The organism is Xanthomonas sp. PPL134 (genome assembly GCF_040595915.1).
In the GTDB taxonomy this organism is placed as follows: domain Bacteria; phylum Pseudomonadota; class Gammaproteobacteria; order Xanthomonadales; family Xanthomonadaceae; genus Xanthomonas_A; species Xanthomonas_A indica.
Genome location: NZ_JAMDLL010000006.1, coordinates 45,582 through 72,578, shown reverse-complemented (window position 1 = coordinate 72,578; position 26,997 = coordinate 45,582). Strand labels below are relative to the sequence as shown.

Genomic DNA, 26,997 nt, shown 5'->3' with positions numbered 1-26,997 from the left:
GCATGCGTCGTGCCCTCGGCGTGGTGTTGCCCGAAGGACGCTGTATGGTGATCATCGCCGCTGCCGATTCCTCGACCATGACGGTCGCCCAAGGGCCGACCTGCGCTCGCGCCAGGATGCGCGGGCAGGCAATGCCGATGGTGCTGGTCTTCCTGATGGTGCTATGCGTCGGCTTGCTGGTGACCTTCAACACCGGACAGGTGGTCGGCAAGAAGGTCGAACTCACCAATGCCGCCGATGCCGCGGCGTACAGCATCGCCGTCGAGCAGGCGCGCGCGCGCAATTTCGCGGCGTATCTCAATCGCGGACGCGTCGCCAACGAGGTGGCCGTCGCGCAGATCGTCAGTCTCAACTCCTGGCTGACCATGGTGCACTCATCGTCGGTGCACTTCGAGAAGGTCGTAGAGGTCGCGGAAGTCTTGCTGTTCTGGGTGCCGGCCCTTGGTCAAGTCCTGATCGGCGTCGATCGCGCGATGACGGTGATCAACAGAACGCTCAAGATATTTCGCCAAACCTTTTTGCGGGCAGCGGACACCACCATCGGCATATTGGATCAAGTGCTCGATCATCCCTACGCGCTGGCCGCCGAGGCGGCGGTGGGCGACCTCACGTCGGAGGCCAACGTCTTCGCCATGGCCAGCAAAGTGGTCAAGGACAATGTGCCCGATGCCGATTTGACCGTGGTCGGCAAGGGCGTTCTGGCCAAGAACGTGCTTTCCGCAGGCAATCAGCTGGAAAGCTATACCCCAGGCGAACGCCGCGGCCTGACCAGCACCAACAAGGGCGGCGAGCGCTACCGCAATGTGGTGATGGCGTCGCGCGATACGTTCACGCGTGCACGCGACGGCACGGCGTTCGGCATCTTCAACAACAACGGCGGCACCGACATGGTCGAGTACGACCGGTGGTCGGCCGTGGACACCTTTCAACTCAAGCTTCCGCTGCTTGTCACCACCCTCAAGATTCCGATCGGCTGGGCTGGCACCCAGGCGGTCGACAATCGCAAACCCAACTTCTTTCCCGGCATGAACAACGGGCGGGGATGGCGGTCGCCCTACGAAAACAATCGCACCTATCGGGCTTACAACGGCACCAAACGCAGCGACATCGCCGGTGCATTCATCGAAGGGGATCCGGCCGTCCTGCCGGACTTCAAACGCAACAAAGCTTTCATCAACAGCTATCGTTACGGCATCAGCCCTCGCTATCGGGACGTCAAGGACGCCTACTCGCAGCAGCCCGAGGGTGCCAATGCCGGGCCGATCTACACCGTCGAAGTCGGCACCCGGGTCGACAAGGCGCGCACCAGCTCGGCGCTGAAGATCGGCAGTGGACGGATGCAGCTGAAGGATCAGGCGCGCGGCGAGCAATTGCGCGCGATGGCCAGTGCGCAGGTCTACTTCAATCGTCCCTACGAACTCAGCGCCTTCCGGCGTTCGGTATGGGGCAGAGGCGATAGCAAGTTCGAAAAAGGCAGCCTGTTCAGTCCGTATTGGCAGGCGCGCCTGGTGCAAACCCCCCTTTCCGACCGAACACTCCTGGTGGCCGCTCCATGATGTTATTGACCAACCGATCCCGTGCGCTGGCGCTTGCTTGCATGGCCTCGCTGGCGTCCACCGCCGGCTGCCAGTCGCACGACGCCACCGAGGGCGGCAACGGCGGGGATTCCTCCTCGGAAAGCGGGGTCAGGTCGCTGCCCGCCCTCCATGTCGTCCTGACCTGGGAGTCGCGCATGGGGGGCGAAAACCTGGAACGCAAGAACTACCAGGCGAAGCTGGAAGCCTGCCGTGGCTCCGGCATGCCCACGCGTGCGCTTTCGCCGCAGGACGAAGCCAAGCTGGGAACCGGCGAGGTCGAGATCATGATCGATGCGCATCGGCAGTTCGCGCACCAGGTCAGTTGGACCCTCGGCGCCGATGGCGATAGCGCGCAGGCTGCGTGCATGGTCAAGCTCGAGGAGCACACGGACAAGGACGCCATCGAAGACGCGAACGGCATGTACATGGCCATCGACAGCAGTGCGCGCGCGCAGGAGCGCCAGACCGTGCAGGCCATCGGCTGGAAACTGGCTGGCGACGCTCAGGTAAAGGGACAGCCCTGCACGCGTTGGGAGAACGGCAAGCAGGAAGTGTGCATGTGGTCGGGCGGCAGCAAGTGGGGCTTTTCCGAGTCGCCCGGCGATGCGGCCGGCTGCACGATCGATGGTGCCGGTGCGTATCTGCAATCCATTCCGCTGGAGGCCAAGCCGCTGCAGGGCGGCAACGGCTGCGTGCTGCAGGTCAAGTCGTTCAGTCTCGGCAGCGGTCTGATTCCTTCCAACGTGGCAGGTGAGAAGGAAGAAAACTAGGAGGACACAGGATGAAGACGACGCTCTTTACACCAGCGCGCAAGATGCGCGGACAGGGGATGGTGGAGTTGGCGGTGTGCGCCGCTGTGCTGGTGCCGCTGTTCCTGTTGATCCCGGTCGTCGCCAAGCTGGGGCATGGCAAGCAGATGGCGATGCAGGCGGCCCGCAACGCCGCCTGGGAAGCCAGCGTAGCCAAGAACTATCAGCCGGCCAGCCGCGCCGTGCTGCAGAGCAAGGCGCTTGACCGCAACTTCGCCGATGCAGACGCGCCCATCACCAGCCGTACGTCCGGCGTCAGCAGCGGGACGTTCTCCGATCAGATGCTCAATACTTTCTCGAACCAGAAGCTGCTGGAAAAGCGCGACCTGTCGGTCACGCGTACTGCCAACAAGGGTTCTCCCGGCTACGTCGACGAAGCAGCCCAGTTGCTACCGAAGAACTATTTCGACAATGCCTTTCCGCCCAGCAAGAGCGGCTACGTCACTGCGGAAGTGACGCTGAACTATCGCGACCTGAAGACCGCAGACGGCCGACCCGCGCGCTTTCTCGAGCCGCTGGACAACCTCAATCTGGCCGACAAGCGTCACCAGACACTGCTGACCGATGCCTGGAATGCCTCCGGTCCGCGCAGCGGTGCGCGCAGCGTGATCGCCACAGTACGCCCACTGGCGCCGGTCTCCTACTTCGAGGGGCTGGACGGGGTCTTCGACTTGCTGAAGCCCTTGACACCGATCCTGCCCATGGTCGGCTCTCTGGGCGATCTCGAGCTGGGGGCGATCGAGCCGGATGTCGTGCCTGCAGACAAGCTCGCCAACTACCCGGTCAAGCCGGGCAAGCCATGAGTCCGCGCGTTTCCCACCGCATGCTCGCAGGCGGGCTTGGCGCGCTCTTGTCGACGGCCGCGGCGCAGCAGGCGCATGCGCTGGACTGGCCGGAGGTGCCGGTCCCCGACCAGGCCTCGGGCGAGATCGTGTCCGAGCACATGCTCTACAACGGTATCGCCATGCGGGCCAGCCGCTTCCGGGTCGCCGAATCGCCGAAGCAGGTCGAGCAGTTCTATCGCAAGGAGTGGGGCAACGCCGTCGTGACCACGCCGATGGGCAACAAGACCGTGCTCGGACACATGACCAAGAGCGGCTACTACATCACGGTGGAACTGAGCGGGGACGCCAACCGCACGCAGGGCCAGATCGGCGTCATGGAGGTCCCCAAGAAGGACCTCCCCGCCGACGGCGTCGGCAAGGGCTTCGGCCGGCTGCCCGATACGCAGGTCGCCGAGGACATCGTCTACATGGACACGCCGCGTCATGTCAGGACGCTGAGCATGCTCAACCGCTACACGCCGCTGCAGAACCAGCAGTACTACGCGCGGTACTTTGCCGGGCAGGGCTATGCGCGCGACGGGTCTTCGTCGGCCTGCACGGCGAACAGCCCGCACTGCGTTTCCCGTTTCACCCGGCAGGACGATCGCGTCACCGTGACCTCGAGTCGCGGACACACCGGTACCGTGATCGTCGCGGTGGTCGAATGAACGCGCATGCCCTGCCCGACCGACGCCTTCAGCGCGGTCAGTCCACGATCGAATACACCGTGGTGGTCATGGCGCTGGTGATCGTACTGATCGCCAAGCCCGACGTGATCACCGAGGTGGTGACAGCCCTGAAAGATCTCTATGCCGCCTTCGTCTACGCCATCTCGGCGTCGGACGTGCTGGTGGGGTGATCCCCCTTTCCTCGCGATGACCTGCCCGACGGCGCCTCTTCAATGCAGAAACCCAAACTCAGCAAGAACGTCCTTTTCATCCTGATCGCGGTGGTCATGGCCGGCCTGGCCGCCTTCATCGCAGTCAGCTATATCCGTACCACCGTCGCCGAGCGCACCCAGGACAACCGGCCGATGGTCGACGTTGCCGTACCGGTGAACGATTTGCCGCAGGGGGCGATCCTGCAGGGCAGCGATCTGGCCCTGCGCACGGTCCCGGCCGAGTTCGCTCCCGCCGATGCGGTCACGCCCGACAACCACACCCAGTTCGAAGGCCGAATGTTGCGGGCGCCGGCACGTGGCGGTGCGCCGCTGAGCGCCAGCGCCCTGGTCCCGCTGTACGACCAGTTCTCGCGGCTGATTCCCAAAGGCAAGGTCGCCTACACGATGAGCGTGGACGAGAACAATTCGATCTCGGGCATGATCGCGCCGGGCGACCTGATCGACATCTTCTTCGTCAAGGACGCCGCCACCAGCAGTGGCGGTGCCGGCAGCGCTGGCGGCCAGGGAGCGGGTGCACAGGTGTTCCCGCTGCTGCAGAAGATCAAGGTGCTCGCGGCCGGCAGCCGGATCGGCGAGGCGTCGACGCCGAAGGAAGGTGAGGAGTCCAACACCTCCACCGGCTTCTCCAGCGTCACCCTTGAGCTGGACCAGTACCAGGCCAAGCAGCTGGCCGTTGCCTCCAAGGTGGGCGCGGTACGCGTGCTGCTGCGCGAAGTACAGGACACCTCGCCGGGTGCGGCGACGGGCATGAGCGAGAGTCAGTTGTTGCGATCGCTGGGATCGGGCGATCCGGCAAACACAGGCAGCGGAAGCAGCCGCGTTGAGTTCATCATTGGCGGAAAGGGTTAAGCATGACGCAAGCAACACGCCGTCGCAGGAGCAAGGCCGGGACATCGGCGCCATGGTTGGCCGGCTTGCTGCTGGCGGGCACCGGGGGATGGAACGCATCGGCACAACAGGCCGCCACCAACGCCGCAGCCGCACGGCCAGCCGCGCACACTGCGGCGCCGTCACCGGCGCCGGCGGCCGGACAGGCAGCGGATGCCACATCGGCGGAACAGGCGCGACTGATGGCGCAAGGGCGCCAAGTCGACCAGCTCAAGCAGACAGTGGAATCGCAGATCCAGGAACTGGGCAACGGCGGCTCTTCGTCAGCCGGTGGCGGCGTCGCTCTGGCCGGCGACAAGAAGCCGTCGGTCGCCCCGCTGATCCAGCCGTCGCAAAGCATCTATGCGGGCGAGGCCGTGGTGCGGCGGGTACCCGGGGCACTGCGCCGCATCGCGGTCGGCGACGGCGAGGTCCTGAGCGTCTTCTCGGTCGGCAAGTCCGAGCTGGTCATGATCGGCACCAAGCCCGGTGAGACCAACGTCCACCTATGGATGGCCGATGGCAGCCAGCGCGACGTCAACGTGACGGTGGGTGGCAGCAAGTCCGAAGGTGCGGCCGAGACCGTGCGCGAACTGTTGGGCAATACGCCGGGCGTTACCGTGCGGGCCATCGGCTCCAATGTGGTGATCTCGGGCAACGACGTCGACGCGGCCACCACGGCAAAAATCCAGGCGTTGCAGAAGATCTATCCGCAGGTGTTGAACTTCGCCGGGGCCGACCCGGTGGGCATGCGGCCGATGGTGCAGATGGACGTGTCCATCATGGAGTTCAACAAGAACGCCGTGGAGGATCTGGGCATTCGCTGGGACAGCACCATCGATGGTCCGATCGGCGGCCTCATCCGCGACGTGACCACGAACAATTACTTCCGCGTACTGCCGCAGGACAACCAGACCTTCCAGGACATCAAGGACCAGCTGCCCACCAAGCTGCCCGGGCCGCAGGGCTACTTCGGCATCGCCACCACGATCGCCTCGAAGATCAACCTGCTGATGAGCCGCGGCAAGGCCTGGGTGCTGGCGCAACCCAAGCTGAGCGCCAAGAGCGGCAGCAACGCGACCTTCCTGGTCGGCGGCGAAGTGCCGATCGTGGTGCCGTCGATCCTTGGCCAGACCCAGATCGAGTACAAGGAGTACGGCATCCGCCTGAACATCAACCCGTCGGTCAACTCGTCCAATCAGGTGAATACCTCGATCATGGCCGAGGTCAGCCGGATCGATCCGTCGGTATCGGTGCAGGGCGTTCCCGGCTTCCTCACCCGGCGCGTCGAGACCGAGCTGAACGTCATTGCCGGCCAGACCATCGTCATCTCCGGCCTGCTCGATCGGGAGGCCTCCAAGGCCGTGGACAAGCTGCCGCTGCTGGGCGACATCCCGATCCTGGGCAAGCTGTTCCGCTCCGATGGCTTCCGCGGCAACAAGACCGAACTGGTGATCTTCGTGACCCCGCGCATCGTCAGCCCCACCTCGCCGGAGAACCTCCAGGACCTGCAGCGCGCCCAGGGGATCGAGAAGGAGTTGCAGGACGAAATCAGCCCCCGCCAAGACAAGTTGATCAAGTAATCCACCCCACGGAGCGCAAGGTTCACCGCCATGTTCACAGTGCTGATCAATACGCCAGGAGGCGACACGCGTCAGGTCAAATGCATGCACCGCGAGTGCGGCATCGGCCGCGCCGATGCCAATCTGGTGATGCTGCAGGGCTGGAACATTGCCGGCAAACACGCCACCCTGCTGCGCGAGGACGAGGGCGTGTTCATCCTGCCCCTGGGCGGGCGCGAGCCGATCACGCTCAACGGCAAGGTGGTGCTGGCCAAGCAGGGGCCGATCGACGGCAAGGACGAGATCCGCATCGGCCAGTACATGCTGAAGGTCAGTGGCGACGATGCGCGCATCGTCCGGCAGACGCCTGCCGCCAACGACGGCGCCGCCACCAGGGCAGCAGAAGCGCCTGCGGCGGCGAGCGAGGCCGCCGCCGACCGCCTGCCGACCGCGCCCGCGGCAACCGACATGGTGGTGGCTGGCCCGCCGCCGTCGGACATCGCCACCTGGCGCACCAAGCTGCATATGGCGCTGGTGCGGCAGATGGATCTGCGGCGCATGGACGTGCGCAGCATGGACGACAGCGCGCTGCGCGACAGCACCATCAACCTGATCGACGACATCCTCAAGCGCGAGTTCAGCGATCTGCCGGCCGACATCAGCCCGCGCAGACTGGCCAAGCAGGTGCTGGACGAGGCGATCGGACTGGGGCCGCTGGAGGACCTGATCGACGATCCGACCGTCACCGAAATCATGGTCAATTCCCATGACGACATCTTCATCGAGCGTGCCGGTCGCATCCAGAAGTCCGACGTGGTGTTCTCCAACGAACGCGCCTGCCTGGCGGCGATCGAGCGGATCGTCACGCCCCTGGGGCGGCGCATCGACGAAAGCTCGCCGTTGGTCGACGCACGCCTGAAGGACGGCTCGCGCGTCAACGCGGTGATCCCGCCGGTCGCCCTGCGCGGGCCCAGTATCAGCATCCGCAAGTTCGCCACGCGTCGGCTGATGGGTGAAGACTTGCTGAAGTTCGGCTCGCTGAACGAGGCGATGCTGGAGTTTCTGATCATGGCGGTGCGCGAGCGCCGCAACATCGTGGTGTCCGGCGGTACCGGCTCGGGCAAGACCACCCTGCTGAACATCCTGTCGAACTTCATCCCCGACGGCGACCGCGTGGTCACCATCGAGGATGCGGCCGAACTCAAACTGGTGCAGCCCAACCTGGTGGCATTGGAAGCCCGCCCGCCCAACATGGAGGGCAAGGGCCAGATCACCATCCGCGACCTGGTCAAGAACGCGCTGCGTATGCGCCCGGATCGGATCGTGGTCGGCGAGTGTCGCGGCGGCGAGTGTCTGGACATGCTGCAGGCGATGAATACCGGCCACGAAGGCTCCCTGACCACCGCGCACGCCAACAACCCACGCGAGACGCTGTCGCGCCTGGAGGTGATGGTGATGATGGCCGGCATGGAGCTGCCGATGGTCGTGGTGCGCGAACAGATCGCGTCGGCGGTCAACCTGATCGTGCACCAGCGCCGTTATCCCTGCGGCTCGCGCAAGGTCAGCCACATCACCGAAATCACCGGCATCGAAAGCGGCACCATCCAGATGCAGGACCTGTTCCTGTTCAAGCCCACCACCTACCACGGCCCCGACGGCAAGGTCGCCGGCAATTTCGTGGCGACCGGTGCGGTGCCGGAGTTCTACGAGGAACTCGCCGAGCGCGGCGTGTCGGTGGATCTGGGCATCTTCCGCAACCAGGGAGGCGCGCGCTGATGGGCCTGTGGCTGATCGCCCTGCTGGTGTTTGCCGGGACCGCGATGGCCATCCTGCTGATCGCGCGCTCCAGCGAGCAGTTCCTGAAGCGCTACCGCGAAAGCTTCATGGACCAGGCCCGTATGAACCTCGCGGACATGTTCCTGTTCCTGGATCCGGCCCAGGTGTACATGATCAGCGCCATCGTGATGGTGATCATTCCATTGCTGATCTGGATGCTGACCGGCAGCCTGGTCATCGCGGTGCTGATCGGGATCTTCCTGATCTTCGCGCCCCGCAAGGTCTACGCATTCCTGCGCAAGCGCAGGCTGGAGAAGATCCAGGAGCAGCTCCCCGACGCGCTGCAGATGCTGTCCAGCAGCCTGCGTGCCGGCGTTGGCTTCGCGCCGGCGATGGAAGTGCTGGTCCACGACGGGCAACCGCCGCTGGCGCAGGAACTGGCGCTGGTCCTGCGCGAGCAGCACATGGGGCTTCGCGCCGAAGAGGCGATGGAGAACTTCAGCAAGCGCGTGCCCATTACCGATGCCGAACTGTTCGTCTCGGCGGTCAACATTTCGCGCGAAGTCGGCGGCAACTTGGCGGAAACCCTGGCGACCCTGGCCGAGACCCTGCGTCGACGCCTGACCATGGAGAAGAAGGTGAAGTCGCTGACCGCACAGGGCCGCCTGCAGGGCATCGTCATGGCGATGCTGCCGGTGTTCCTGATCGGCTATCTGAGCCTGATGTACAGCGAAACCATGCAGCCGATGTTCCATAGCTGGCACGGCTGGGTGGTGATCACCATCTGCCTGGTCATGGAATACCTGGGCTACCGTCTCTGCAAGAAGATCATGACGATCGACGTATGACCTGGATGCTCGTCCTCATCGCTCTTCTGGCTGCCGGCGCCGTCGCGCTGGTGGTGATCGGCACGCGCGGCGTGATCCGCGAGGTCGAACTGGAAGACCGCACCTACTACGACCCGCTACCGCGGCTGATGCAACTGATGTGGCCGTTGGTGACGGTGCTGACCCGGCGCATCGCGCCGCGCCTGAGCGTGGCGCAATTGGAACAGACGCATCGCCAGTTGCAGGCCGCCGGCCAGGACTACACGCTGACGCCGGAAGAGTTCTACGGCTTGCGCATGGCCAGCGCGCTGGTGGTGATCGCTTTTTTCCTGCTGTGCACCGGGATGCTCGGCCATCTGGGTATCGGCTCGGGCTTGATGTGCCTACTGTTCGGCGGCGTGCTGGGCTGGCTGTACCCCGCGTTGTGGCTGGGCGAGCGGCGCAAGGCCCGGCAGAAGACCGTCGTGCGCGATCTGCCGGTCTACCTGGATTTCATCACCATGTCGGTCGAGGCCGGCCTGAACGTCACCGGCGGCATCGAGCAGGCAGTCGCCAAGGGACCCGCAGGGGCGCTGTCGCAGGAGTTCTCGCGCATGCTGCGCGATCTGCGTGCCGGCCTGCCGCGCGCCGAGGCCTTGCGGCGCATGGCCGAGCGCATGGACATCGCGCAGATCACCAGCTTCACCAGTGCGCTGATCCAGGCCGACAAGGTCGGCGCCAATTTGAGCGACACCTTGCGCGCACAGGCCAACCAGCGCCGCGAGGAACGTTTCCTGCGTGCCGAGAAGCTGGCACTGGAAGCACCGGTGAAGATGATGCTGCCGCTGGTGATGTTCTTCTTCCCGCTGATCTTCCTTTTCCTGGGCTACTTCATCTACTTGAAGATGCTGCAGGAGGGCATCCTGTGAAGCGCGGATGCATCGAGCGCAGCGCCGGCATCCCGATCCCGCAGGTGTGGGCGGCCGATACCTGGTGGTCGCGCGCGCGCGGGCTGCTGGTGCGCCCGGCACTGGCCACGGACGGCTCTGAGGCCTTGCTGATCCGCCCCTGCGCCAGCGTGCATACCATCGGCATGGGCTATCCGCTGGATCTGGTGTTCCTGGGTCACGATGATGTGGTGCTGGAGTGGCGCGAGAACGTCAGGCCGTATCGCACCGCGATGTGCCGGCGCGCCGCGGCCACCATCGAGTTCCATGGCGGTGCGCTGGACCGCTTGCAACCGCAACGCGGCGAACACTGGCACTGGCGCGCAACCGCGCCGGTGCCATCCTATTCGGGAGCCCGGTCATGAAAGCACGCGTACGCGCTCTGCGCAGCCGCTCGTCCATGCGCGGCCAATCCATGGTGGAACTGGTGATCATCACACCGGTGCTGCTGTTCCTGTTGCTTGCCGTCATCCAGGCCGTGCTGCTGTACCGCATGAAGTCCACGCTCGACTATGCCGCGCTGATGGCGGCGCGCGCGGGCGCGGTCAGCGGGGTGGACCGCATGGAGATGCGCAAGGGCTTCGCCAAGGGCATGATGCCGCTGTATGCAAACGACACGGGTCAAGCCGCGGTTGAAGTGGCATACGCCAAGGCGTTCGCCGACCTCACGCTGCATGGCCGCATCACGGTCATCAATCCGACGCGCGCCGCGTGGAGCAACTTCCGCGAACGCCAGTACAACGGCCAGTATGCGTTGCCCAACGACACGCTCGCGTATCGCAGCGATGCGGTCGGCAGCAGCGGCGTCAATGTGCAGGACGCCAACATCCTCAAGATCAAGGTGGTCTACGACGCGCCGCTGGTGGTTCCTTTTGTCGACTGGGTGTTGGGGGGAAAATCCCAGTACCTGAAGCCAGGCACGTTCGAATCGTCTCCGCTGCAGCCATTCACCAGGCGCTTGCCGATCGAGAGCTACGCCATCGTGCGCATGCAGTCGCCGATCTATACGCAGGGCAATCTGGACAAGTGATGCGTCGACAGACACGGCTGGCGTGCGTGGTGGCGCTGTGCCAGGCATTTGCCGGCGTGGTACACGCCAAGGACGCCGGGTTCGCTGGCGTAGCGCAGGTGACCACCAACGAGCTTGGCGGCCTGAGCCGGATCCAGCCGCGCGGCGCGGCGCAGCCGGCGACGGTGTTCTTTCGCGACGGCGCGCTGCGCATCCAGTTCCAGGATGCCAGCGGTCGGTCGTATGCCCTGATCCTCGCGAAGGATGCGCCGACTGGCTGGATCGTCGGCCAGCAGGGCGGTGCCATGCCGGTTCCCGGCATGCGCTGGCCGCTGCGTTTCGACCCGGAACAGCCCTGTTCGGGCCTGGGCATGTTCGCCGACTGCCAGCGAGGCGACAGCGGCCTGCACGCGGGCCGCTCCGCGGTGCAATGGCGCTATCGCCTGGCCAACCCGGACGGTCCTGGCAGGACCCGGCAGGGCACCATGTGGCTGGATCGCGATACCGGCCTGGTGCTCGCCTATCGCGGCAAGACCGGGCTGGAACAGCAGCAGCAATGGGACATCCAGCGCGTCGACTATGGTCCGCAGCCGGACGCGTTGTTCCAGCCCCCCGACCTCGCGCACTGATCCCGTTTCCATTGCGACCAAGCACGCGTCGCCATCGTTGGTCGACGCGGATTCATCGTTCTGCGGCAAGATCGATCGATCTCGCCGTTACACTAGTTTGGTTCGTCCCCCGACAAGGAGTATCTCTGTGAAAAGAGCAGTAGTGGCGACCTTGGCCCTGGCCGTCATCGCAAGTCTGAGCGCGTGCAAGAAGCATGAGCAGCAGCCCGCGCATCCCGACGATCAGGCGACGGCCCCCGCGGCGACTGCCAGCAGCACGCAGGACGCTCCCACGCAGCAGGCTGCCGCCAGCACGGCATTCGACCCGGCCAGCCTGCCGGTGTCCGACGTCCCGCTGGGAGACTTCCCCTACATCGCGTTGCCCACGGGCTATGTCACCAGCAGCACACCGGACGTTGCGGACTTCGACCAGGTGCCGTTCTGGACCGGCGATCGCCTGCAGCCGGTCGAGGGCAAGGTCTGGTCCGCGCACATCGATGCCGCACAGGGCAAGACCTTCTCGGACCTGGAACTGGAACGCAACATCGAGGCGGTCGTCACGGCACTTGGCGGCAAGAAGATCTTCGATGGCCGGATTCCCGAAGCGGCCACGCAGAAGATCAAGGAGTGGCCACGCGATGTCGCCACCAAGTACAACAGCGGCCTGGGCGATGTCTGGAACAACCCGGCGCAGGTGTTCGTGGTGCATCGCGCCGATCGCGATATCTGGATCCATCTGTGCAGCTACCAGTTCGGCGGCGGCCTGCTGATCGCCGAAACCAAGCCGCTGCAAGTCACCGCCAGCCTGCTGCCGGCCAGCGAACTGAAGACGCAGATCGACAAGACCGGCAAGGTGGCGCTGCACGTCAACTTCGCCACCGACAAGACCGACATCCTGCCGGACTCGCAGCCGCAGATCGCGCAGGTCGTGCAATTGCTCAAGCAGGACGCCGCGTTGAAGCTGGCCGTCAACGGCTACACCGACGGCACCGGCGATGCCGCGCACAACAAGACGCTGTCGGAGGGCCGCGCCAAGGCGGTGGTCGCGGCCCTGGTTGCGCAGGGCATCGATGCGTCGCGGCTGAGCGCAGCCGGCTTCGGCGATGCCGATCCGGTGGCGGACAATGCGACCGAACAAGGCAAGTCGCAGAACCGCCGCGTCGAGTTGGTGAAGAAGAGCTGAGCCGCACTGGTCGCCGCTACGTGCAGTCAGCTGACGGCGCGTGCGGCGCGCGATGCGGCGCAACGGCATAGCCGATTGCGTCGCATCGTCGACCGCGCTGCATACACGCTCGTTTGCCGGCATGCGTTCCCGCAGTCGGACGCCTCCCACTCCATGACGATCCACGTCTCATGCGTATCCTGATTCTCGGTGCCGGCGCGACCGGCGGTTACTTCGGCGGACGCCTGGCCCAGGCCGGCGTCGATGTCAGCTTCCTGGTGCGGCCGCCGCGGGCCGCGCGCCTGCAGCGCGACGGTCTGCGCATCCGCAGTCCGCGCGGCGATGCGACGATCGCGGTGAACACGCTCACCGCCGAAACGCTGCCCGCTGCGGCGCAGGCGCGGCCGTTCGATCTGGTGCTGCTCAGCTGCAAGGCCTACGACCTGGACAGTGCGCTGGCCGCGGTGGCGCCGGCCGTGCACGACGGCACCAGCGTGTTGCCGATCCTCAACGGCCTGCGCCACTACCGGGCGCTGGATGCGCGCTTCGGTGCGGAACGGGTGATCGGCGGGCTGTGCTTCATCAGTGCGGTGCTCGATGCCGATGGCGCGATCCAGCACCTGGCCAAGCCGGCCTCGCTGACCTTCGGCGAGCGCGACGGCCGCGGCGCCGACAGCGCGCGCGTGCGCGCCCTGGCGGATGCATGCGCGCACGCCGACGTGGATCACCTGGCCACGCCGCGGATCGCCCAGGAGCAATGGATCAAGTACACCTTCCTCACCGCGTTGGCCGCAGCCACCTGCCTGATGCGTGCGCCGATCGGGCGCATCGTCGCCAGCGACGACGGCGTGGCGCTGGTGCGTGGCCTGTATGCCGAGTGCACGGCGGTGGCCGCGGCCGCCGGCGAAGCGGTGCCCGAGGCGGCGCAGGCCAGTGCGCTGCAGTTGCTGACCCACCCCGGATCGCCAATGAAGGCGTCGATGCTGCGCGACCTGGAAGCCGGGCAGCAGGTGGAAGCGCAACAGATCGTCGGCGACATGCTCGCCCGCGCCCGCGCCGCCGGGCACGAGGCACCGCTGCTGATGGCCGCGTACTGCCACCTGCAGGCCTACCAGGCCGGCCTTCCCGCGCGCTGAGGTTTGCCGCGGGACACCAGTGCCGCGCGCAACGCGCTCCTGCCCTGCGCACGCCGGCCACGGTGCTCCGGGCAATGCCGTACCCGCGCCGTCCCGAGGGCGGCGCTGCGTCTTCGCGCGCCGCTGACGTGCCTGGCGCCTATGCTCGCCCACCACACAGGGGCAAGCGACGGGCACGCGCATGGAAAAACTGTTCCGCGGCGGGCATTTCCTCATCATCCTGCTGTTCCTGCTGTGCGCGGCCGGGCTGATCTGCATGGCCGTGCTCGAGCTCTGGTACGGCCTGACGCCGGGCGGCGAACTGGTGGTGCGCGACCGCTTCAACGTGGTGCTGGAAGCGATCGGGTTGCTCACCGTGGCGCTGGTGACCCTGGAGCTGGGCCAGACCATCTACGAGGAAGAGGTGCAGCGCGACGTCAAGGTCAGCGGACCGACCCGGGTGCGCCGCTATCTGTCGCGGTTCTTCGTGGTCATCGTCATCGCCCTGGCGATCGAGACGCTGGTGTCGATCTTCGAACTGATGCACGACGACCCGGCCAAGCTGCCCTACGCCGCCGCGGTCGGGCTGTGCGCGGCGCTGCTGCTGGTCGCCTGGGGCGTGTTCGTCAAGCTCAACCGCAGCGCCGAGGAACTGGAGCCGGAAGCCATGGCCGAAGCCAAGCGCGAGGACGCGCAGGTCGAGTGAGGCGGGCGGCTGCCGCCCGGCAGGCCGCATTGCGCTTTTCGTAGGAGCGGCTTCAGCCGCGACGACGCCTTGCCGGTAACGCCCGGTCGCGGCTGAAGCCGCTCCTACACCTGTTTACCGGCCGGCGCCTGCCCTCAGGCCGGCGTCGGCAAACGGAAGAACGTCCGCGCGGCGGCAGTGCTGGCGGCGGCGACCGTCGCCACGTCCTCGCCGCGATCGCGTGCCAGCTCCTCGACGATGTGCGCCAGGAACGCCGGTTCGTTGCGCCGGTCCTTGGGCGTGGGCTTGAGCGTGCGCGGCAGCAGGTACGGCGCGTCGGTCTCGATCATCAACCGGTTGGCGGGAATGTGCTTCACCAGCTCGCGCAGGTGCGCGCCGCGGCGCTCGTCGCACAGCCAGCCGGTGATGCCGATGTACCAGTCGCGATCCAGGTAGTCGAACAGTTCCTCGCGGCTGCCGGTGAAGCAGTGCACCACCGCCGGCCCGAGCTTGCCGTCGAACTGGCGCATCAATGCCATGAAGTCGGCATGGGCGTCGCGCTGGTGCAGGAACAGCGGCTTGCCGGTATCCACCGCCAAGTGCAGTTGCCGCTCGAACGCGCGGTGCTGTGCCGGCCGCGGCGAGAAGTCGCGGAAGTAGTCCAGGCCGCACTCGCCCACCGCCACCACCTCGGCGTGCGTGTGCAGCGCGCGCAGTTCGGCGTCGCACTCGGCGGTGTACTCCACCGCGTGGTGCGGATGCACGCCGGCGGTGGCGTACAGCAGGCCCGGGTGCTGCTGCGCCAACTGCAACGCCAGCGGCGAGTGTTCGCGGCTGGCGCCGGTGACCACCAACTGCGCGACGCCGGCGGCGCGGGCGCGTTGCAGCACCGCGTCGCGGTCGCGATCGAAGGACTCGTGGGTGAGGTTGGCGCCGATGTCGATCAGGGTCATGCGGTTGCGCGGGAATCAGCCGGGAAAGGCGCCGATTGTACGGGTCCGGCCCAGAACGCCGCTCTACAGCGGCGCGGCGGCCCCGTATCCTTGGCCGATGACGTCCGCCGTGTTTCCGATCGATCCGCTGCTGCCGCAGATCCGCGACAGCCTTGCCGCCCATCCGCGCCTGGTGCTGGAAGCCCCGCCCGGCGCCGGCAAGACCACCCAGGTGCCGCCGGCGCTGCTCGATGCGCCCTGGCTGCAGGGCCGGCGCATCGTCATGCTGGAACCGCGCCGGGTTGCCGCGCGCAGTGCCGCCACCTTCATGGCCCGGCAGCGCGACGAAGCGCCGGGCGAGACCGTGGGCTACCGCATCCGCTTCGAGAACAAGGTCTCCGCCCGCACCCGCATCGAGGTGGTCACCGAGGGCATCCTGACCCGCATGCTGCAGGACGACCCGATGCTTGAGGGCGTCGGCGCGCTGCTGTTCGACGAATTCCACGAGCGCCACCTGGCCGCGGACCTGGGCCTGGCGCTGGCCCTGGACGTGCAGGCGCAGGTACGCGAGGACCTGCGCATCGTGGTGATGTCGGCCACGCTGGACGGCGAGCGCCTGGCGCAGTTCCTCGACGCGCCGCGACTGTCCAGCGCCGGGCGCAGTTTCCCGGTGGAGATCGCGCACTTCCCGGCGCGACGCGAGGAATCGCTGGAAGCGCAGGCCCGGCGTGCGGTGGAGCATGCGCTGCAGCAGCATCCGGGCGACGTGCTGGTGTTCCTGCCCGGGCAGCGCGAGATCGGGCGGGTGCAGGCGGCGCTGGCGGCGGTGGGGGTTGGCGTCGAGGGGGCATCCGCCGCCGCGTCGAGCGTTGCCCCAGCAGACACCACTTCCGGCGCCCCCTCATCCGGCGCTGCGCGCCACCTTCTCCCGGAGGGAGAAGAAGGCGGGGTCGAGGTGTTGCCGTTGCACGGCGAGTTGCCGGTGGAGCAGCAGAGCAAAGTGCTGCAGCCCGATCCGCAGGGCCGGCGGCGCGTGGTGCTGGCGACCAACGTCGCCGAGTCCTCGGTGACGCTGTCCGGGGTGCGCGTGGTGATCGACGCCGGGCTGGCCCGCGAGCCGCACTACGATCCCAACAGCGGCTTCTCGCGGCTGGACGTGACCGCCATCGCCCAGGCCTCGGCCGACCAGCGCGCCGGCCGCGCCGGCCGTGTCGCCAGCGGCTGGGCCTACCGGCTGTGGCCGCAGTCGCAGCGCCTGGAGGCGCAGCGCCGCGCCGAGATCCTGCAGGTGGAACTGGCCGGGCTGGCGCTGGAACTGGCCGCCTGGGGCAGCGATGGCCTGCGCTTCGTCGATCCGCCGCCGCCCGGCGCGCTGGCCGCCGCCCGCGAATTGCTGCAGCGGCTGGGCGCGCTCGGCGCGAACGGCACCATCACTGCCAGCGGCCGGCGCATGCTCGCGCTGGGCACCCATCCCCGCCTGGCGGCGATGCTGCTGGCCGCCGGCGATGCGCGCGCGCAGGCGCTGGCCTGCGACCTCGCCGCCCTGATCGAAGCACGCGACCCGCTGCGCCAGGGTGGCGATGCGCTGGCCGCGCGCTGGCGCGCCCTGGCCGCGTTCCGACGCGGCCGCGTGCCGCACGACGCCAACCGCGGTGCGCTGGCGGCGATCGACGCGGCCGCCAAGCAGTGGCGGCGGCGCCTGCGCAGCGACGCCGCGGCGCCGGACAGCGTGGAGGCGCATGAACTCGGCGATCTGCTGGCGCATGCCTTTCCCGACCGCATCGGCACCCGCCACCCGAACGATCCGCTGCGCTACCTGCTGGCCAACGGCCGCAGCGCGCGCCTGTTCGACAACAGCGACCTGCGCGGCGAGCCCTGGCTGGTCGCCACCGAGTTGCGTCACGAGGCCAAGGACGCGTTGCTGCTGCGCGCCGCGCCGGTGGACGAGACCTATCTGCGCGCGCAATTCCCGCAGCGCTTCGCGCAAGAGGACGTGGTGCGTTGGGATCCCGAACGGCGCGCGCTGAGCGCGCTACGCGAGACCCGCTTCGATCGCATCGTGCTCGACAGCCGCCCCGCCGGCCGCGTCGCGCCGGCGCAGGCGGCCGCAGCGCTCACCGAGGCGGTCCGCGAACTGGGGCTGCAGGCGCTGCCCTGGAGCGAGGGCCTGGCGCAGTGGCGCGCGCGGGTGGCCGGGCTGCGCCAGTGGATGCCGGAACTGGAGCTGCCGGACCTGGGCGATGCCGCGCTGCTGGACAGCCTCGACGACTGGCTGCGCCCGGCCTTCGCCGGCAAGACCCGGCTCGACGCGCTCGGCGAGGACGAGCTGGGCGAGGCGCTGAAGGCGCGGCTGCCGTGGGACCGGCGCCAGGCCATCGACCGTTATGCCCCGGTGCGCATCGCCGTGCCCTCGGGCATGGAACGGCGCATCGACTACAGCGTGGACCACGCCGGACAGCCGCAGCCGCCGGTGCTGGCGGTCAAGCTGCAGGAGCTGTTCGGCCTGGCCGACACCCCGCGCATCGCCGACGGCCGCGTGCCGCTGCTGCTGCACCTGCTCTCGCCCGGTGGCCGGCCGCTGCAGGTCACCCAGGACCTGCGCAATTTCTGGTCCAGCACCTATCCGGAAGTGAAGAAGGAAATGAAGGGACGCTACCCGCGCCACCCCTGGCCGGACGACCCCTGGACCGCCACCGCCAGCCATCGCGCCAAGCCGCGCGGTACCTAGGCCACCATTGATCGCTTGAGCACGCTCGCCACGATGGCGCGGAGTTGTGCAAGGGGAGCGGGAGGAAGTGGACGCCAGTCCATGCCCGTGGACGACACGGACGCACACAACGTGGTCGATCGGACCGAATAGGCAGGCGCAAGGCCAACGTCGTGCCGCTGGAACCGACGACAAGCCAGGCGCCGCGCGACGCACCACCGGCAGCGCGTCGCAGGCCCACGCGGCGCACGCCGGGGCGGATCGCGCGTTGCCACCCACGTCCCCGCATTCAGCCGGCAGACGAATCCGCGGCGCTGCGCTAACGCCCCGTATACGGCACGGGGGCGACACTGCAGGCCTTCATTCCTGCCAGTAGGGGACGCCCATGAGCAAGCTGACCATCATCACCGACCGCGCCCTGGATCTCGCCAGCCACGCCGGCGACAGCCTCAAGCATCTCGGCCCGCAGGCGAACAAGTGGCTGCAGTCGGGCAAGGCGGTGAGCGCGCTCAAGGCCGGTGCCGCACTGGGTGCGGTGAAGACCGGCACCAAGGTCGCGCGCACCGCAGTGCGCCGCAACCCGGCCGTGGCCATCGCCGCCGCCGCGGTGGGCGTCGGCCTGCTCGGCTACGCCATCTACCGCAAGCGCCAGCGCGACAAGGGCGCGCCGATCGAAGGCAATGCGCAGCGCATCGAAGCCGCCAGCAAGCGCGGCAATACCGGCGCCCGCCGCAGCGCCGCCAGCACCCGCAACTCGCGCCGCGCTGCAGCCACGCAGGACGCCGCGACCGAAGAGTGAGGTTGCGCGAGCGGCCTGAGGGCCGCCGCAGCGGCGCACACAGCGACCGGGAGAGATCCCGGTCGCTTTTTTATGGGTTCGCTGCGCCCCCGCTCTTCCAACGTAGGAGCGGCTTCAGCCGCGACCGGAAGGGTTACGAGATCCTCATGTCGCGGCTGAAGCCGCTCCTAGGCGTGACTCGGCACAACACGCACTACAACGCACGCCACGCGCCCGGCGCCAACCCGTCCACCCGGTGCGCGCCCATCGCCGCGCGCACCAGCCGCAGCGTCGGCAGGCCGACCGCCGCGGTCATCCGCCGCACCTGGCGGTTGCGGCCTTCGCGCAGCACGATCTGCAGCCAGGCATCGGGCACGCTCTTGCGAAAGCGTACCGGCGGATCGCGCGGCCACAGCGCTGGCGGTGCCTCCAGCAATGCCACCTGCGCCAACGCGGTCGGGCCATCGTTCAACAGCACGCCGTCGCGCAGGCGCTGCAATTGTTCTGGTTGTGGCGCGCCCTCCACCTGCACCCAGTAGGTCTTGGGCTGCTTGTGCCGTGGATCGGTGAGGCGATGTGCCAGCGCGCCGTCATCGGTCAGCAGCAGCAGGCCTTCGCTGTCGTAGTCCAGGCGTCCGGCCGCATACACGTCGGCAGGCAGGCCGAACTCGGCCAGGGTCCGCCGCGGCGGCGTACTGCGGTCGGTGAACTGGCACAGCACGTTGAAGGGCTTGTTGAAGGCGATCAGCATCGGCGGGAACGGCGGCGGGCCTGCGCCGCACGGCGCGGCGCAGGCATTGTCCCATGCACCTGCGCCGCGTCGCCCGCGCGCCGGCTCAGCGCTTGACGAACTTCAGGGTCATCCGGTCGCTCTCGCCGATCGCCTGGTACTTGGCGTCGTCGGCGGCCTCGTGCTGGTTGCTCGGCGGCAGCGTCCACACGCCGCCCGGGTAGTCCTTGCTGTCGCGCGGATTGGCGTTGAGCTCGCTCTTGCCGGCCAGCTTGAAGCCGGCCGCCTCGGCCATGGCGATCACCTGCGCCTGGCCGACATAGCCGCTCTTGTCGTCGGCCGGCACGTCGGCCTTGGCGCGGTGCTCGACCACGCCGAGCACGCCGCCGGGCTTGAGCACCTGGTAGAAACCCTTGAACATGCCCTCGGCCTGCCCGGCCATGCGCCAGTTGTGCACGTTGCGGAAGGTCAGCACCAGGTCGGCCGAGCCGGGCGGGCCGAACACCGGCGCGTTCGGCGCATACGCGACGATGCGCGCGCGGTCGTACTGGGCCGGCGCCGCGGCGAACTTCTGTTCCAGGCCGGCGCGCGCCTTCTGCTGGTAGTCGCGGCCGCGCCCTTCCGGCACGGCTGCCGGATCCACCACCGCGGCGATGTACTGACCATGCTCGCGCAGGTACGGCGCCAGGATCTCGGAATACCAGCCGCTGCCCGGGGTGACCTCGATGACCGTCTGGGTCGGCTTGATGCCGAAGAACGCCAGCGTCTGCCCGGGGTGGCGATAGGCGTCGCGGGCGACGTTGGCGCGGTCGCGCCAGCTGCCGTTGATCGCCGCCTGCAGCGATGCGTCCGGCGCCGGCAGCGTCGCGGTGTCGGCGGGCTTGATCGCCTGCGCCGCGGGAGCGAGCAAGGCGGTGGCGACGGCCAGGGTGCAGGCGCAGGCGAGCGAGGTTCGAAGCGTCATGGCAGGCATCCGCAAGAGAGGTGGCGCGAGCCTAGCACGCGACCCGGCAAGGCCGAATGTTGCACTCCCGTTAGCGCGGATCACGCTGGCGGAACGCTGTTTTCGCGAGCATTTGACGGTTGCCAAACCCCTGGCGACTATCCTGTCGCCTTCCCCCACAGTGGAGCGTTTTCCATGCTGCACACGCGCGAACTCGGCCGCTCCGGCCTGCATGCGGCACCGTTGGCGTTCGGCGGCAACGTGTTCGGCTGGAGCGCCGACGCCAAGACCTCCTTCGCCCTGCTCGACGCCTTCGTCGAGGCCGGCTGCAACCTCATCGACACCGCCGACATCTACTCGGCCTGGGTGCCCGGCAACCGCGGCGGCGAATCGGAAACGCTGATCGGGCAGTGGCTCAAGCGCAGCGGCAAGCGCGACAAGGTGCTGATCGCGACCAAGGTCGGAAAGTGGGCCGAGCGCCCGGGTCTGTCCGCCGACAACATCGCCGCTGCCGCAGAGGACTCGCTGCAGCGCCTGCAGACCGACGTCATCGATCTGTACCAGGCGCACGAAGACGACGATTCGGTACCGCTGGAAGCCACCCTGGCGGCGTTCGGGCGGCTGATCGAACAAGGCAAGGTGCGCGCGATCGGCGCCTCCAACTACAACGCCGCGCGCCTGCGCGAGGCCCTGAACGTCTCCGCGCAGTACGGCCTGCCCCGCTACGAGACGCTGCAGCCGGAGTACAACCTGTACGACCGCGCCGGCTACGAGGCCGAGCTGGAGCCGCTCGTGCGCGAACAGGGCCTGGGCGTGCTGTGCTACTACGCGCTGGCCAGCGGATTTCTCAGCGGCAAGTACCGCCGCGCCGAAGACGCCGGCAAGAGCCAGGCGCGCGGCGCCAGCGTGGTCGCGCGTTATCTCAACGCGCGCGGCCTGCGCATCCTCGCCGCGCTCGACGACATCGCCGGCAAGCATGCCGCCACGCCCACGCAGGTGGCGCTGGCCTGGTTGATGGCGCGGCCCGGCATCGTCGCGCCGATCGCCAGCGCGACCAGCCTGAAACAGTTGCAGGACCTGCTCGCCGCCGCGCGCCTGCAGCTGTCGGCCGAAGACATCGCGCAATTGAATACCGCAAGTGAGGAAACCGCATGACCGCCCCCACCCAGACCACCCGCATCGTGCTCGCCTCGCGCCCGCAAGGCGCGCCGGGCACCGACAACTTCCGCACCGAGCAGGCGCCGCTTGCGCCACCCGGCCCCGGCCAGGTGCTGCTGCGCAACCGCTGGCTGTCGCTGGATCCGTACATGCGCGGGCGCATGAGCGATGCGCCGTCCTACGCGCCGCCGGTGCAGTTGGGCGAGACCATGGTCGGCAGCACCGTGGCCGAGGTGCTGCAATCCAATTCCCCCGACCACGCGCCGGGCGATCTGGTGCTGGTGCAGAACGGCGGCTGGCAGACCCATCTGGTCATCGACGGCGCCAGCCTGCGGCGCAAGCTCGACCGCGGCTCGCCGCTGCCGCCGAGCACCGCGCTCGGCGTGTACGGCATGCCCGGCTTCACCGCCTATGCCGGCCTGCACGAGATCGGCAAGCCGCAGCCCGGCGAGACCGTCGCGGTGGCCGCGGCCACCGGCCCGGTCGGCGCCACGGTGGCGCAGATCGCCAAGCTGCGTGGGGCGAAGGTGATCGCCATCGCCGGCGGCGCGGAGAAATGCCGCTACCTGCGCGAGGAACTGGGTGTGGACGTGGCCCTGGACCACCGCGCCAAGGACTTCGCCGAGCAGTTGCGCGCCGCCGCGACCGACGGCATCGACGTGTACTTCGAGAACGTCGGCGGCCACGTGTTCGATGCGGTGCTGCCGCTGCTCAACGACTTCGCGCGGGTGCCGGTGTGCGGCACCATCGCCACCTACAACGCCAACGGCGCCCTGCCGCCGGGGCCGGACCGGCTCCCGGCGCTGATGGGCCAGGTACTGCGCCAGCGCCTGACCTTGCGCGGCTTCATCGTCGGCGACTTCGTCAAGCTGTACCCGGAGTTCCTGCGCGAGATGGGCGCGTGGCTGGCCGAGGGCCGCGTGCGCTATCGCGAACACGTGGTGGACGGGCTGGAGAACGCCCCGCAGGCCTTCATCGACATGCTCAGCGGCGGCAACTTCGGCAAGCTGGTGGTGCGGTTGGGCGACTGAGGCCGGGGACCGAAACTCGAACCCCTCGTAGGAGCGGCTACAGCCGCGACCGGGCGTCCCCGGGAACGCCCGGTCGCGGCTGAAGCCGCTCTTACAAGGATCGAGGATCTTCATCCGCCACCTGGTGGATGACGATACTCGCGCACACCGCGGCATCGACGCCCGCGGATGCAGCCACTACCATCGGACGCATTGCCGCCGCCGCCGCTTCCATGTCCGATTCCCCGCGTCCCCCTCGTGCACGCCGCACCGCGCGTGCCGCCACCGCCCCCACCCCGCCCGAGCGTGGCCTGGCCGCGGAGCTGATGCGGCGCATCGGCGAGTGCGAAGGCGACCCGAACTTCATGACCTCGCTGGCGCGCGGTCTGGCCGTGCTCAGCGCCTTCGGCCAGCACAGCCGCGACGTCAGCATGGCCCAGCTCAGCGCCGACACCGGCATCCCGCGCGCGGCGGTGCGGCGCGTGCTGTACACGCTGGAGAAGCTGGGCTACGCCGGCACCCACGGCCGCGGCTACGTGCTGCTGCCGCGTGCGCTGGGCATCGGCAGCGGCTACCTGTCCACCGCCGCCCTGTCGGTGGCGGCGCAGCCGGTGCTGGATGCGCTGCGCGACGACCTGCACGAGTCCTGCTCGCTGGGCGTGCTCGACGGCGACGACCTGCTGTACGTGGCGCGCGCGGAAACCGTGCGGATCATGTCGATCGGCCTGCGTGCGGGCAGCCGCCTGCCCGCCTACTGCACCTCGATGGGCCGGGTGCTGCTGGCCGCGCAGCCGGGCGACACCTTGAATAGCTACCTGGACCGCAATCCGCTGCGCCCGCGCACCGAACGTACCGTCACCGACCGTGCGCAGTTCCAGGCGCTGCTCGAACGCGTGCAGCGCGACGGCCATGCCGTTGTCGACCAGGAACTGGAGATCGGCCTGCGCTCGGTGGCGGTGCCAGTGCGCAACCGCCAGGACCGCGTGGTGGCCGCGCTCAATGTCGGCAGCTCGGTAGCGCGGATGACCCTGGGCAGCCTGCAGAGCACGGTGTTGCCGGCACTGCGGCAGGCGGCACAGCGCCTGAGCCGGGTGCTGGACTGAGCGCCGCCGGGGCCGCGCCGAGCCGTCGCGTCGCCCACCAGAACAGCAGCGCCAGCAGGCTGACCGCCGCCCCCAGGCGACACACGCCGGTCCAACCTGCCTGGGCATAGGTCGCGGTCGTGCCGATCGCGCCCAGTCCGCTGCCCACTGCGTAGAACAGCATGTACAGGCCGATCAGCCGACCGTGCGCGTGCGGCCGGTCGCGCAGGATCATGCTCTGGCTGGTGACGTGCAAGGCCTGCCCGGCCAGGTCGAGCAGGACGATGCCGAGCACCAGCGCGGCGAGCGACTGCGGCAGCCACGACAGCGGCCACCAGGCCAGCACCAACACCACCAGCGCCGCGGCGCTGGTGCGCTGGGCATGGCCGCGGTCGGCCCAGTGTCCGGCCCGCGCGGCCGCCAGCGCACCGACCGCGCCGACCAGACCGAAGGCGCCGATGGCGGTGTGCGAGAACGCGTACGGTGGTGCGCGCAACGGCAGCACCAGCGCGCTCCAGAAGATGTTGAACGCCGCGAACATCAACAGCGCCAACACGCCGCGCACCTGCAACACACGCTCCTGCCGCAGCAGCGTCAGCATGGACGCGATCAGGCGCAGATAGCGCAGTGGCTGCGGCGCCACCGGGAGCGCCGGCAACCAGCGCCACAGCGGCAGCGCGAGCGCCAGCATCAGCGCCGCGGCGCCGGCATAGACCGCGCGCCAGCCGGCCAGGTCGCTGATGCCGCCGGCGAACACCCGCGCCAACAACAGGCCGATGAACACACCGCCCTGCGCCGCACCGACCACCCGCCCCTGCTCCTGCGGCGCCGCGGCGCTGGCGGCATAGGCGATCAACCCCTGGGTCATCGCCGTGCCCAGCATGCCGACGGCGAGCATGCCGGCCAGCAACACCGGCGCCGACCGCGCCAGGCTCACCGCGACCAGCGTCACGACCAGTCCCAGCGCCTGCGCTGCCATCAGACGCCGACGCTCCACCAGGTCGCCCAGCGGCACCAGCAACAGCAGGGCCAGCGCACAGCCGACCTGGGCGGCGCTGACCACGCCGCCCACCGCTGCCGGGCCGATGCGGAAATCCGCTGCCAGCGCATCCAGCAGCGGCTGCGCGTAATAGACGTTGGCCACGCTCAGGCCGCTGGCGATGGCGAACAGCCAGACCAGGCGACGCGGCATGGAGGGCGCAGCGGTGACGGATTGCATGATCGAAGACTTGCCGGTTCCAGTTTCAAAACGAAACTTGCTCCAGGCTAGGTCGATAGGTTTTAAAATGCAACCACTGCCGCCGAGCGCCGACCAGGAACGCCGATGCCGTCCCGCCCTGCCCTACCCGCGTCGCCCTGCCCGGTGGCGCGCAGCGCCGACCTGATCGGCGACCGCTGGTCACTGCTGATCGTGCGCGATGCCTTCGATGGCATACGCCGCTTCGGCGACTTCCAGCGCAGCCTGGGCATGGCCCGCAACATCCTGGCCGACCGGCTGCGCAAGCTGGTCGAGGCCGGCATCCTGGAGACGCGCGAGGCCTCCGACGGCAGCGCCTACCGCGAGTACGCGCTGAGCGCCAAGGGCGAGGACCTGTTCGCGGTGGTGCTGGCGCTGCGGCAATGGGGCGAACGGCATCTGTTCGACCACGGCGAGCGCCACTCGGTGCTGATCGACACGCGCACCGGCAAGCCGGTCGCGCGCATGCTGCCGCGCGCCGCCGACGGCACGCGGCTGAGCCCGGCGGTCACCGTCGTGCGGAAGGTGCGCTGAGCGGAGCGCTGCACGCGCTAGGCGTCGCCCTCGGCGGCCTGCTCGGCCAGGATCGGTGCGGCCAGGGCGAAGGCGTGGTTGGCCGCGGGCACGCCGCAATAGATCGCGGCCTGCAGCAGCACTTCCTTGATCTCGTCGGCGCTGACGCCGTTGTTGCGCGCGGCGCGCACGTGCAGCTTGAACTCTTCGTCGTGGCCGCGCGCCACCATCATCGCCAGGGTCAGCAGCGAGCGCGTGTGCCGCGGCAGGCCCTCGCGGGTCCACACTGTGCCCCAGGCGGTGCGGGTGATGAACTCCTGGAATTCCTCGGTGAACGGCGTGCGTGCGGCCAGCGAGCGGTCGACGTGGGCATCGCCGAGCACCGCACGGCGCACCTGCAGGCCGGCGGCATAGCGTTCGTTCTCGTGCATCGGGGCAACTCCTGCAACGTGGGGAAAAGGCGGGCGCGATCTACTGCAGCAGGAAGCGCAGCAGCGCATCGTTGAAGGCGTGCGGCGACTCCACGTTGCACAGGTGGCGGCCGTGCACCTCGGCGTCGTCGCCCTGTGCCACCTGCGCGGCGATGGCCTGCAGATCGGCCGGCGGGCATACCGGGTCGTCATGGCCGGCCACGGCCAGCACCGGCACGCGGATCTCACCCAGGCGCGCGCGGAAGTCGGCCTCGGCCAGCGCCTGGCAGCAGCCGATGTAGGCCTGCGCGTCGGTGGCGCGGAAACTCTCCAGGATCGCCTCGACGGTACCCGGCTGCGCCTCGGCGAAGGCCGGGGTGAACCAGCGCGTGCGGGTGCCTTCGCACAGCGGCGCCAGGCCCTCGGCGCGGACCTGATCAATGCGCGCCTGCCAGCTTTCGGCGCTGCCGATCCTGGCCGCGGTGGCGCACAGGGTGAGGCTGAGCAGGCGCTCGCCGGCGTGCAGCCCCAGCCACTGCCCGGTCAGCCCGCCGATCGACAGGCCGCAGAAGTGGCTGCGTTCGATCGACAGCGCATCCCAGAGCGCCAGCACGTCGCCGCCGAGATCGGCCATGGCGTACGGCGCGGGCGCGGCGGTGGAGGCGCCGTGGCCGCGACGGTCGTAGCGCAGCACGCGGAAATGCGGCGCCAGCGCCGCGATCTGCGCATCCCACATGTGCAGGTCGGTGCCGAGCGAATTGCACAGGGTCAGCCACGGACGGCCTTCGCTGCCGTCGATGCGGTAATGCAGACGATGCGTGGGCAGGTCGAGGATCGGCATGGTCGGCG

General features: G+C 68.5%; 28 protein-coding genes. 22 read left to right on the top strand and 6 right to left on the bottom strand.

The genetic code is table 11. The annotated features are described in order from the left end of the window. The first annotated feature begins 2 nt into the window (after positions 1–2). From M3U25_RS12855 to M3U25_RS12780, 16 genes are all read left to right on the top strand, one after another. A complete protein-coding gene (locus M3U25_RS12855) occupies positions 3–1,556 on the top strand; it encodes a pilus assembly protein TadG-related protein (RefSeq protein ID WP_355588617.1) in 1,554 nt (517 codons plus the stop codon). After that, entirely contained in the window at positions 1,553–2,347 is a 795-nt protein-coding gene (locus tag M3U25_RS12850) for a hypothetical protein (RefSeq protein WP_242159187.1), read from the top strand. The genes M3U25_RS12855 and M3U25_RS12850 overlap by 4 nt, the downstream gene beginning before the upstream one ends. An 11-nt stretch (positions 2,348–2,358) precedes the next feature. After that, positions 2,359–3,189 carry a TadE family protein gene (locus M3U25_RS12845; protein ID WP_355502923.1) on the top strand — a complete coding sequence of 277 codons (831 nt, stop codon included), beginning with the start codon at positions 2,359–2,361 and terminating at the stop codon, positions 3,187–3,189. Next, entirely contained in the window at positions 3,186–3,878 is a 693-nt protein-coding gene (locus M3U25_RS12840) for a hypothetical protein (RefSeq protein WP_242159185.1), read from the top strand. The genes M3U25_RS12845 and M3U25_RS12840 overlap by 4 nt, the downstream gene beginning before the upstream one ends. Continuing rightward, positions 3,875–4,069: a hypothetical protein gene (locus tag M3U25_RS12835; protein ID WP_160946803.1), complete on the top strand. Its 195-nt coding sequence runs from the start codon at positions 3,875–3,877 to the stop codon at positions 4,067–4,069. Before M3U25_RS12840 ends, M3U25_RS12835 begins: the two co-directional genes overlap by 4 nt. 42 nt (positions 4,070–4,111) lie before the next feature. Continuing rightward, entirely contained in the window at positions 4,112–4,960 is an 849-nt protein-coding gene (gene cpaB / locus M3U25_RS12830) for a Flp pilus assembly protein CpaB (RefSeq protein ID WP_242159184.1), read from the top strand. Positions 4,961–5,181: 221 nt separating this feature from the next. Further along, positions 5,182–6,561 (top strand): pilus assembly protein N-terminal domain-containing protein, encoded by a 1,380-nt coding sequence (locus M3U25_RS12825; protein WP_355502926.1) that lies wholly within the window; start codon positions 5,182–5,184, stop codon positions 6,559–6,561. Positions 6,562–6,591: 30 nt separating this feature from the next. After that, the gene (locus M3U25_RS12820) at positions 6,592–8,316 is read left to right on the top strand and encodes an ATPase, T2SS/T4P/T4SS family (protein ID WP_355502927.1); all 1,725 of its coding nucleotides are present in this window, start codon (positions 6,592–6,594) and stop codon (positions 8,314–8,316) included. Next, a complete protein-coding gene (locus tag M3U25_RS12815; RefSeq protein ID WP_242081467.1) occupies positions 8,316–9,164 on the top strand; it encodes a type II secretion system F family protein in 849 nt (282 codons plus the stop codon). The genes M3U25_RS12820 and M3U25_RS12815 overlap by 1 nt, the downstream gene beginning before the upstream one ends. Next, on the top strand, positions 9,161–10,051 hold the full coding sequence (locus M3U25_RS12810) for a type II secretion system F family protein (RefSeq protein ID WP_019795943.1): 891 nt from the start codon (positions 9,161–9,163) through the stop codon (positions 10,049–10,051). The genes M3U25_RS12815 and M3U25_RS12810 overlap by 4 nt, the downstream gene beginning before the upstream one ends. Further along, on the top strand, positions 10,048–10,434 hold the full coding sequence (locus tag M3U25_RS12805; RefSeq protein WP_355502929.1) for a DUF192 domain-containing protein: 387 nt from the start codon (positions 10,048–10,050) through the stop codon (positions 10,432–10,434). The genes M3U25_RS12810 and M3U25_RS12805 overlap by 4 nt, the downstream gene beginning before the upstream one ends. Further along, the gene (locus tag M3U25_RS12800) at positions 10,431–11,099 is read left to right on the top strand and encodes a TadE family protein (protein ID WP_242159181.1); all 669 of its coding nucleotides are present in this window, start codon (positions 10,431–10,433) and stop codon (positions 11,097–11,099) included. The genes M3U25_RS12805 and M3U25_RS12800 overlap by 4 nt, the downstream gene beginning before the upstream one ends. Further along, positions 11,099–11,707, top strand: a complete 609-nt coding sequence (locus M3U25_RS12795) for a hypothetical protein (protein WP_355502932.1) — start codon at positions 11,099–11,101, stop codon at positions 11,705–11,707. Before M3U25_RS12800 ends, M3U25_RS12795 begins: the two co-directional genes overlap by 1 nt. Positions 11,708–11,849: 142 nt before the next feature. Next, positions 11,850–12,869 carry an OmpA family protein gene (locus M3U25_RS12790; protein WP_355502934.1) on the top strand — a complete coding sequence of 340 codons (1,020 nt, stop codon included), beginning with the start codon at positions 11,850–11,852 and terminating at the stop codon, positions 12,867–12,869. Between the two features lie 170 nt (positions 12,870–13,039). Next, complete coding sequence (panE, locus tag M3U25_RS12785; RefSeq protein WP_355502936.1) at positions 13,040–13,984, top strand: 2-dehydropantoate 2-reductase; 945 nt, start codon at positions 13,040–13,042, stop codon at positions 13,982–13,984. Positions 13,985–14,165: 181 nt separating this feature from the next. Then, entirely contained in the window at positions 14,166–14,669 is a 504-nt protein-coding gene (locus M3U25_RS12780) for a hypothetical protein (RefSeq protein WP_019798367.1), read from the top strand. 134 nt (positions 14,670–14,803) lie between these two features. Here M3U25_RS12780 and M3U25_RS12775 read toward each other — a convergent pair whose 3' ends face one another. Continuing rightward, a complete protein-coding gene (locus M3U25_RS12775) occupies positions 14,804–15,601 on the bottom strand; it encodes a TatD family hydrolase (RefSeq protein WP_355502938.1) in 798 nt (265 codons plus the stop codon). A 97-nt stretch (positions 15,602–15,698) separates the two neighbouring features. Here M3U25_RS12775 and hrpB point away from each other — a divergent pair, with 97 nt between their 5' ends. After that, a complete protein-coding gene (gene hrpB / locus M3U25_RS12770; protein WP_355502940.1) occupies positions 15,699–18,308 on the top strand; it encodes an ATP-dependent helicase HrpB in 2,610 nt (869 codons plus the stop codon). Between the two features lie 364 nt (positions 18,309–18,672). Continuing rightward, positions 18,673–19,086: a hypothetical protein gene (locus M3U25_RS12765; RefSeq protein ID WP_242159172.1), complete on the top strand. Its 414-nt coding sequence runs from the start codon at positions 18,673–18,675 to the stop codon at positions 19,084–19,086. 193 nt (positions 19,087–19,279) lie between these two features. On the opposite strand, the gene M3U25_RS12760 is transcribed toward M3U25_RS12765, so the two are convergent. Together M3U25_RS12760 and M3U25_RS12755 are read right to left on the bottom strand one after the other, a co-directional pair. Further along, positions 19,280–19,816, bottom strand: coding sequence for a pseudouridine synthase (locus M3U25_RS12760; protein ID WP_355502942.1), 537 nt, complete (start codon positions 19,814–19,816; stop codon positions 19,280–19,282). 85 nt (positions 19,817–19,901) lie between these two features. Continuing rightward, on the bottom strand, positions 19,902–20,759 hold the full coding sequence (locus M3U25_RS12755; RefSeq protein ID WP_242159170.1) for a methyltransferase: 858 nt from the start codon (positions 20,757–20,759) through the stop codon (positions 19,902–19,904). Between the two features lie 174 nt (positions 20,760–20,933). Between M3U25_RS12755 and M3U25_RS12750 the strand changes: the two genes are divergently transcribed. The 3 genes from M3U25_RS12750 (at position 20,934) to M3U25_RS12740 (ending at position 24,009) form a co-directional block, all read left to right on the top strand. After that, positions 20,934–21,893, top strand: a complete 960-nt coding sequence (locus M3U25_RS12750) for an aldo/keto reductase (RefSeq protein WP_355502945.1) — start codon at positions 20,934–20,936, stop codon at positions 21,891–21,893. Next, entirely contained in the window at positions 21,890–22,927 is a 1,038-nt protein-coding gene (locus M3U25_RS12745) for an NADP-dependent oxidoreductase (protein WP_355502947.1), read from the top strand. The genes M3U25_RS12750 and M3U25_RS12745 overlap by 4 nt, the downstream gene beginning before the upstream one ends. Before the next feature lie 212 nt (positions 22,928–23,139). Then, positions 23,140–24,009 carry an IclR family transcriptional regulator C-terminal domain-containing protein gene (locus M3U25_RS12740; protein WP_355502949.1) on the top strand — a complete coding sequence of 290 codons (870 nt, stop codon included), beginning with the start codon at positions 23,140–23,142 and terminating at the stop codon, positions 24,007–24,009. Here the strand turns inward: M3U25_RS12740 and M3U25_RS12735 are convergent. Further along, positions 23,903–25,180 carry an MFS transporter gene (locus tag M3U25_RS12735; RefSeq protein ID WP_355502951.1) on the bottom strand — a complete coding sequence of 426 codons (1,278 nt, stop codon included), beginning with the start codon at positions 25,178–25,180 and terminating at the stop codon, positions 23,903–23,905. The genes M3U25_RS12740 and M3U25_RS12735 overlap by 107 nt on opposite strands. 132 nt (positions 25,181–25,312) lie before the next feature. On the opposite strand from M3U25_RS12735, the gene M3U25_RS12730 reads away from it, so the two are divergent. Beyond that, positions 25,313–25,759 (top strand): helix-turn-helix domain-containing protein, encoded by a 447-nt coding sequence (locus M3U25_RS12730; protein WP_242159165.1) that lies wholly within the window; start codon positions 25,313–25,315, stop codon positions 25,757–25,759. Positions 25,760–25,776: 17 nt separating this feature from the next. On the opposite strand, the gene pcaC is transcribed toward M3U25_RS12730, so the two are convergent. Together pcaC and pcaD are read right to left on the bottom strand one after the other, a co-directional pair. Next, positions 25,777–26,169, bottom strand: a complete 393-nt coding sequence (gene pcaC / locus M3U25_RS12725) for a 4-carboxymuconolactone decarboxylase (protein WP_355502954.1) — start codon at positions 26,167–26,169, stop codon at positions 25,777–25,779. A gap of 40 nt (positions 26,170–26,209) precedes the next feature. Beyond that, positions 26,210–26,989, bottom strand: a complete 780-nt coding sequence (pcaD, locus tag M3U25_RS12720) for a 3-oxoadipate enol-lactonase (protein ID WP_355502956.1) — start codon at positions 26,987–26,989, stop codon at positions 26,210–26,212. Positions 26,990–26,997 lie beyond the last annotated feature (8 nt).